The 6,967-nt window shown below is 60.4% G+C and carries 8 protein-coding genes and 1 pseudogene; 3 read left to right on the top strand and 6 right to left on the bottom strand.

The window, feature by feature from the left end:
• Positions 1-46: 46 nt before the first annotated feature.
• Together HMPREF2656_RS12610 and gatB are read right to left on the bottom strand one after the other, a co-directional pair.
• Positions 47-289 carry a type II toxin-antitoxin system Phd/YefM family antitoxin gene (locus tag HMPREF2656_RS12610; RefSeq protein ID WP_070422983.1) on the bottom strand — a complete coding sequence of 81 codons (243 nt, stop codon included), beginning with the start codon at positions 287-289 and terminating at the stop codon, positions 47-49.
• A 127-nt stretch (positions 290-416) separates the two neighbouring features.
• Positions 417-1,919 (bottom strand): Asp-tRNA(Asn)/Glu-tRNA(Gln) amidotransferase subunit GatB, encoded by a 1,503-nt coding sequence (gatB, locus tag HMPREF2656_RS11120; RefSeq protein WP_070484358.1) that lies wholly within the window; start codon positions 1,917-1,919, stop codon positions 417-419.
• 101 nt (positions 1,920-2,020) lie between these two features.
• Here gatB and HMPREF2656_RS11125 point away from each other — a divergent pair, with 101 nt between their 5' ends.
• Entirely contained in the window at positions 2,021-2,974 is a 954-nt protein-coding gene (locus HMPREF2656_RS11125; RefSeq protein ID WP_070816789.1) for a hypothetical protein, read from the top strand.
• A 4-nt stretch (positions 2,975-2,978) separates the two neighbouring features.
• Here the strand turns inward: HMPREF2656_RS11125 and HMPREF2656_RS11130 are convergent, their stop codons facing one another.
• Complete coding sequence (locus tag HMPREF2656_RS11130; RefSeq protein WP_070816790.1) at positions 2,979-3,989, bottom strand: bile acid:sodium symporter family protein; 1,011 nt, start codon at positions 3,987-3,989, stop codon at positions 2,979-2,981.
• A 75-nt stretch (positions 3,990-4,064) separates the two neighbouring features.
• Positions 4,065-4,455, bottom strand: a pseudogene (locus HMPREF2656_RS11135) (6-phosphofructokinase); the annotation flags it as partial.
• Positions 4,456-4,986: 531 nt separating this feature from the next.
• On the opposite strand from HMPREF2656_RS11135, the gene HMPREF2656_RS11140 reads away from it, so the two are divergent.
• Both HMPREF2656_RS11140 and HMPREF2656_RS12620 read left to right on the top strand, forming a co-directional pair.
• Positions 4,987-5,424: a hypothetical protein gene (locus HMPREF2656_RS11140; RefSeq protein WP_070452306.1), complete on the top strand. Its 438-nt coding sequence runs from the start codon at positions 4,987-4,989 to the stop codon at positions 5,422-5,424.
• Complete coding sequence (locus HMPREF2656_RS12620; RefSeq protein ID WP_070771757.1) at positions 5,424-5,741, top strand: transcriptional regulator; 318 nt, start codon at positions 5,424-5,426, stop codon at positions 5,739-5,741. The genes HMPREF2656_RS11140 and HMPREF2656_RS12620 overlap by 1 nt, the downstream gene beginning before the upstream one ends.
• A 288-nt stretch (positions 5,742-6,029) precedes the next feature.
• On the opposite strand, the gene HMPREF2656_RS11145 is transcribed toward HMPREF2656_RS12620, so the two are convergent.
• Positions 6,030-6,554 (bottom strand): mismatch-specific DNA-glycosylase, encoded by a 525-nt coding sequence (locus HMPREF2656_RS11145; RefSeq protein WP_070816791.1) that lies wholly within the window; start codon positions 6,552-6,554, stop codon positions 6,030-6,032.
• Positions 6,555-6,572: 18 nt separating this feature from the next.
• A partial coding sequence (locus HMPREF2656_RS11150; RefSeq protein ID WP_210400978.1) for a 6-phosphofructokinase occupies positions 6,573-6,967 on the bottom strand: 395 nt, incomplete at its 5' end.

Consider the following 6,967-nt stretch of genomic DNA (forward strand, 5'->3'; position numbering starts at 1 on the left):
GGCGGCTTCCGCAGCTCACTAATAACGTTGGTATCGAATAAATACCTCACAGGTCGAGACTCCGCACTTTAAATTCAGCTCGTGGAGGGTCGAATTCTATATCTTCATCCTTCATTTGAACTGCTTTTACCCACCCAGTTTCTGACGATGAGAGCCGACGATAGTCGTCGATCGACAGCAGAACGTGTGACGGCTCCCCACGATCAGTAATGATCACAGGGTGATCGAGCGCGGCGCGCTTCGCGGCACTGACATCCCGATTGAATTCTCTGGCGGAAATAGCGGTCATAACACACCTCCCTGCAGGTACGTACCTACAGGATATGCATTGTTACCATTACCTACACCCCACCAAAGAAGAACCAGCCGGCCCCGTACATCAGTCGGGGCCGGCTGGATGGTGCTTCGCTGAGGTTTTACTCCGCGAGCTTCTTCGCGATGAGCTGGTTGACCTGGCCCGGGTCTGCCTTACCCTGGGTGGCCTTCATCACGGCACCGACGATTGCGCCGGTGACCTTCTTGTTGCCTGCGCGATACTTCTCCACGATGTCCGGGTTGGCGGCAAGTGCGTCGTCGACAGCCTTCTCGATGGCGCCGTCGTCACGCACAACCTCGAGCCCACGCTTTGCGACGACCTCATCAACGTTGCCGTCACCCTCAATCACACCGTCAATCGCCTGGCGACCGAGCTTGGTGGTCAGCTTGCCCTCCTTGACCAACGCAACCACGCGTGCGACGTCGTTCGGGGTAACGCCAAGCGCGTCCAGGTCCTTGCCTGCTTCATTGGCCTTGCCCGCGATGTAGGACACCCACCAGGAACGAGCCTCGTCCGGGGTCGTGCCAGCTTCCACTGTGTCCACGATGAGATCCAACGCACCAGCGTTGACCAGGTCACGGAATTCCTTCTCCGGCAGCTGCCACTCCTCCTGGATGCGAGCGCGGCGCACCCACGGCAACTCGGGCAGGGTCGCACGGATTTCCTCAACCCACTCCGGCTTGGCGATCACCGGCGGCAGGTCCGGGTCGTTGAAGTAACGGTAATCCGAGGCTTCTTCCTTCGGGCGGCCCTTCGAGGTGGAGCCGTCCTTCTCCTGGTAGTGGCGGGTCTCCTGGACGATCTCCTCGCCGTTCTCCAACGCGGCAGCCTGGCGCTGCATCTCGAAGCGCACGGCCTGCTCAACCGACTTCAGGGAGTTGATGTTCTTGGTCTCGGTGCGGGTGCCAAACTCTTCCTGGCCGACTGGGCGCAGGGAGACGTTGGCGTCGCAACGCATGCTGCCCTGATCCATACGAGCGTCGGAAACACCGAGCGCCTTGACCAGTTCGCGCAGAGCACCGACATATGCCTTCGCAACCTCCGGGGCGCGCTCGCCAGCGCCGATGATCGGTTTGGTCACGATCTCAATCAGAGGCACGCCGGCACGGTTGCAGTCCACGAGCGAAGCGGTCGCGCCAGTAATACGACCGGACGCGGAGCCCAGGTGGGTGAGCTTGCCGGTGTCTTCCTCCATGTGCGCGCGTTCGATCTCTACGCGCCACTCGGTGCCGTCCTCGAGCACGACGTCCAGGTAGCCGTCGTAAGCAATCGGCTCGTCATACTGGGAGATCTGGTAGTTCTTCGGCTGGTCCGGGTAGAAGTAGTTCTTACGCGCGAAGCGGGAAGACTCCGCAATCTTGCAGTTCAGCGCCAGACCGATCTTGATCGCCCACTCCACACCCTTGGCGTTGACCACCGGCAGTGCGCCCGGCAGGCCGAGCGAAACCGGGTCAACGTTGGAGTTCGGCTCCGCACCAAAATGGGCGGAGGCCGTGGAGAACATCTTCGTCTCAGTTGCGAGCTCGACGTGCACCTCAAGGCCCATTACCGGGTCGTACTTTTCCAGTACCTCGTCGTAATCCATCAGATCGTAGGCAGTCATGCGGGCCATTCTACTGCCCCACCCGTTGTGCTCGCGCTCCAGCTCGCCGTGGCGAAATTTACCTAAAATAAAACCTCCTTCAAGACTGAGAGGTGCGGAGGATGGACAACGAATTACTTGCACAGATGACTCGCGCCTACGAGGCTTGGATGCCCCGACAGTTGCGCGACTGGTACCCGCGAGACGAACGCCTCCGCCTCGCGCGAAAGGAAATGCGCCCGCACGCGGAGCACGTAGCTAACCGCGAGTTCGGCGTGGGATTTCGCGATCACCTCAACAGCATCGACGGGCCGAACGTCAAGGACCCGCTGGCGTGGGCAAACCGGCACGTTAAGTTTGCCGACGGGCACTGGTGTGTGGCCGGAATCCGGTTTCTGGGATTGGACCCGAAGAAACCGTTTGTGCATGTCGTCGCTACATCTGTGCCTCCGGAACTCGACGGGTTAGCACCGTATGCGCAGCACTTGCACAACGAGTTCGCTGATTTTGCGCCGGTTGCAATCCGGTTCGAATTGCCCAACCCGCCGGAGCGCGCCGATGTGGATCAGTGGATCGTTGCCGCCCTCATCTCCGAACTGCGCGCTGCACCACGCCGTCCGCAGAGCCACCTGGTGCGGCTTATTCCAGCAGCTCCTGAGGAGATGACGGGGTACGCAGATGAGGTGCTGGGCAACGTCGTGAAGCAAACGCCCGAAGTGGCGACCTGGACAGAAGCAGCGACACTGCCGCAGTTACAAAGCTGTGCGGAAACCGGTGCGCTGTGTGCAGTGGAAGTCGGAGGCAAACGCGCCGGAGTGATCGCTGCCGCTCGCGACGATGCCAACGGGATGCGCGGGTTCCAGGTCTACGAGTTTCTTCTCGACGACCACGCGCGCGGCCGCGGCCTGGCACCCGCCGCAATGCAGCACCTGTGCAGCGTTCTCCCTGCACAGCTCGGCGACACGTTGTGGGGGACGATTCACGCGGGCAATGGGCCGTCGCTGGGCAACGCGCTCGCTGTTGGTCGCGAGAAAATCGCTGCGTTTGTGTGGGTGGAACGTCGCGGCGATCTCTAGCGCGTCATCGCAAAGCCGCGACGGACTCAGCGCTGGGTGTGGTTGACGTCCCGGAGCGCTTCGCGCGGTCGTCGCGAAGGCGCATGACCATGGCGAAAATCCCGCCCGACAGGGTGTGCCACACAGAGAAGATGACACCTGGCAGGGCGGCCAGCGGGGTCATGTACTGCACCGCCAGCGTCGCGGCAAGACCGGAGTTTTGCATCCCGACCTCCACTGCAATGGTGCGCGAGGCCGATTCTGTTTGCTTCGTTCCTTTGCCGGTGAAGTAGCCAAGCGCGTAGCCGAGCAGATTGTGGATCATGACAGCCACCAGCACGAGCAGGCCCGCTTCGACGATCTTGTCGCGCGAACCCGAGACGATGATCGCGACGATCGTGGCAATGGCACCAACCGAAATCCACGGCAGGGCGGGCAGGATGGAATCTGCGATCTTTGGCAGGAAGAACGTAATCGCCAGGCCGAGCAGGACAGGAAGCAGCACCATCTTCACCGTTGAGATCGCCATCGATCCGGCACTTACCGGTAGGTACTGCCCCGCCAGCCACAGGGTGAGCAGTGGCGTGAAAATCGGCGCGAGCAGCGTGGACACCGTGGTCATCGCAACCGACAGCGCCACATCACCGCGGGAGAGGTACGTAACCACGTTGGAGGTCGTGCCACCCGGAGCGCAGCCGACGAGGATGACGCCTGCGGCGATCTCCGGCGGCAGTTTCAGCAGCCACGTGATCAGCACGGCGAGCACCGGCATGATGACAAACTGCGCGATCACACCGATGAGCACAGGCATTGGGCGCTTCGCGATGATCGCAAAATCAGCAACCTTCAACGTCAATCCCATGCCGAACATGACCACGCCCAGAAGCCAGGTTGTCCATCCGGTAATCGGCGCAACAACAGACGGGGTGAAGTATCCGATGCAGCCGCCGACAACGACGAGGATCGGGAAGACAACAGAGGCGATCAGGGCCGAACGATCTTCGGCGGTGGTCGCCCCACCACTCGATAGACTCATAGCGTGAGATTCTACTCTCACATTATGGACTCTCGGGGCGGTTTTGGAGATTGCGTTAGGAAACCCCAGCGTGGCTTAGGTGAACATCGCCTTTGCGGTGGCGTAGCGGCGCTCGGGCACCGTCTTGAGCTTTGCCACGGCTTCCTCGAGCGCAACAAGTTCAATGTCTTCGCCACGAAGAGCCACACAGCTGCCGAAGTTGCTGTCGTGGGCTGCACGGGTGGCGTGCACACCGTCGCAAGTAGCCAAGCACTGTGGTACGCACGTCGTAGCCCAGGCGCTTCTTCATCTCGTCGCCAAGGCCAGCGTCCATCGTGCCTTCCTTCGGCACCGCACCTTCGGCGACGACGATGATGCCGTACTTCTCCCCCATTTGGAAGCGACGCTCCATCGCTTTGCAGATCTCTGCAATATCGAACGGCTCCTCGGGGATCACGGTGTAGTGCGCACCACCTGTCGTGCTCGCGATACAGCTCGCCCCGCCTCTGCACCCACACAAATGCCGCCGTCTTCTCGCGGTCAACAGCGAGCGCATTGCCTATCGACGGCCCATTGCCCACGTGCACTGTCCCCCACAAAGTGTCGCCGGTTTGGGCCTGCAGGACGTCGCAAAGCAGCTGCTCCAGGGCCGCGGCCTCCGTCCAGGTGCACACTTCGGGCCGTTGCCTGAGGCTGAACGTGCCATCATTCGCGAGCGACAGGCCGAAGGTATTTCCAGAGCCAAAGCCCGCGGTGTCTACAAAGGTCGGGCAGGCAAAAGCTCTCCGCGACAAACAGCTAGCTCAGGCGCGCAAGTGGGTGAGTGAGGGGATAACGAAAGCCGAAGTTGCCCGACGGCTCAATGCAGGAAGAACCACCCTCCGTTAATACTTTTCTTCCAATGGAGAGACTTGGAAATTTAATGACACCCTTGGCGCGGACATTCGCACTGATCCCACCTTGTTGCCATAATGGAAAGCGGTTACACTGTAGGCAACTTGAAGGAAGGATCGCCAAAATGACTGCAGGTCGCTTCACCGACAGAGCCCAAGCCAGCCGATCAGCATCGCCTCAAAAGGTCTCCAAAAAAGAGGGGTACTGGATCTTGTTGATGTCGGGATTGACATTTCTCTTCGTGAGCATCCACCTAATCTCGCAGACCTCTTCCTCCGTATGGCTGTCCGTAGCTTACGTACTATCCCCTTTCCTCTATCTCCTGTCGACCCTTGCCGTTGCGGTGGGGATCAGAGAAACAAGGAAGGTTCAACCCTACGGATGGAAAAGGGCTTACGTGGCCGCCACTCTCCTATCGATTGCCGTTGTCGTGATCGGCGAATGGAGCTGGGCAAACACGAGCGGAGACGCGAATCCCCCGGCAGTGGCTTTTCTAATTGCTGCGCTGACGGCCATCCCGTTTGCGGGGCTTGGCGCCTGGAAAGTTAAGTCGGGTAGCTAGTGGAGATCAGTCAAGCCTTGGAGGGGATCGACCCCCTCCTTCATTCGCCCAACAGGCTGGGGGTAATGGCGTGCCTAGCGTCGGTAGATTCTGCTACATACCAGACGCTAAAAGAACACCTAGACCTCAGCTATCCTACCTTGTCAAAAAGTATTAGCGCTCTCGAAGACGCGGGAATGGTCAGCGTTGCGAAGGGATTTGTAGGAAAGAAGTCCACAACTGACCTCTCCCTGACTAGGAAAGGTCGCCAATCGTATTCCTCATATCTCGCATGCCTTGACCGTATAGTTATGGGCTTTTCCGCACACACAGAATAGTTGAGAGAAGAGACCATCTTTAACCGTGAATGGGATGGAAGTGCCCTAAAACTCAAGAGCACTACTCATCGAATCGGAAGATCCAACAATCCCCGTCCCACTAGGTTTATGCTCCTCCGCCGACATCCTCGCAATTTCTTCAACCCAAGACCGAGAGGGAAGGACAGATGTGCCGATAGCGCAACATTTCGCTCTCGCGGTGGTCAAGTCCCGTGAGCTTCCCACTGTCGTGGGTCTCGTCGGCTCGATCGCGGTCACGGTCCTGCTGTGGGTGCGGCTGATCTGGCTTTACCGCCGTTCCCGCGCTGTCGCCTCCCAGACCTCCCGGTAGCTCTCGGCGAGCGTGGCCACGGTCTCGTGCGCGTTGAGCCCGCTGGGGTTGCCCACCACCCACACCGGCACTCCGGCGAGGGTTTCGGGTTGGAGGCCGCGGGTGGCCTTTGGTCGTCGATAGGCATCGCGGTATGCCCCGATGCCTGCGAACATCACAGCTCTGGGCTGATGCTTTTCGACGACACTCCGCACCACCTCCCCTCCCTCCACGAGCTCCGCCTTGGAAAGGTCCGACGCTTTCGGCGTCATGCGCCCCACCAGGTTGGTAAACCCGATGCCGCGCTCGGCGAGCATGGCCGCGTCTTCCTCCGATAACCCCTCATTGGCGTGGACACGGTATGGGGTGATGTCTGCGGCCTCCAACGCCGGCCAGAAGCGATTTCCCGGGTAGGCAAACGGCGCGTCCACCTCCTCGGTGAGGCGGCCGGGGTTGATGCCGACGATGAGCAGGCGGCAGGGGTTAGGAATGCGGTTTTTCATAGCATGCGCGTCCGGGTGCTATGTAAACATCGCCTTCGCGGTGGCGTAGCGACGCTCCGGGACCGTCTTGAGCTTTGCCACGGCGTCCTCGAGCGCAACAAGTTCGATGTCTTCGCCGTGTAGGGCCACACAGCTGCCAAAGTTGCCGACGTGTGCCGCTCGGGTGGCGTGGACGCCGTAGCGGGTGGCCAACACGCGGTCGTAGGCGGTCGGCGTGCCGCCGCGTTGGATGTGGCCAAGCACTGTAGTGCGCACGTCGTAGCCGAGGCGCTTCTTCACCTCGTCGCCAATGATCTGGCCCATGCCATTAAAGGTTTTGTGGCCGAACTCATCCTCTTCACCAAGGCCGGCGTCCATCGTGCCCTCCTTGGGCACCGCGCCTTCGGCGACGACGATGATGCCGTACTTCTCCC

Origin of the sequence: Corynebacterium sp. HMSC034B08, assembly GCF_001835805.1 — a bacterium.
GTDB classification, from domain to species: domain Bacteria; phylum Actinomycetota; class Actinomycetes; order Mycobacteriales; family Mycobacteriaceae; genus Corynebacterium; species Corynebacterium coyleae.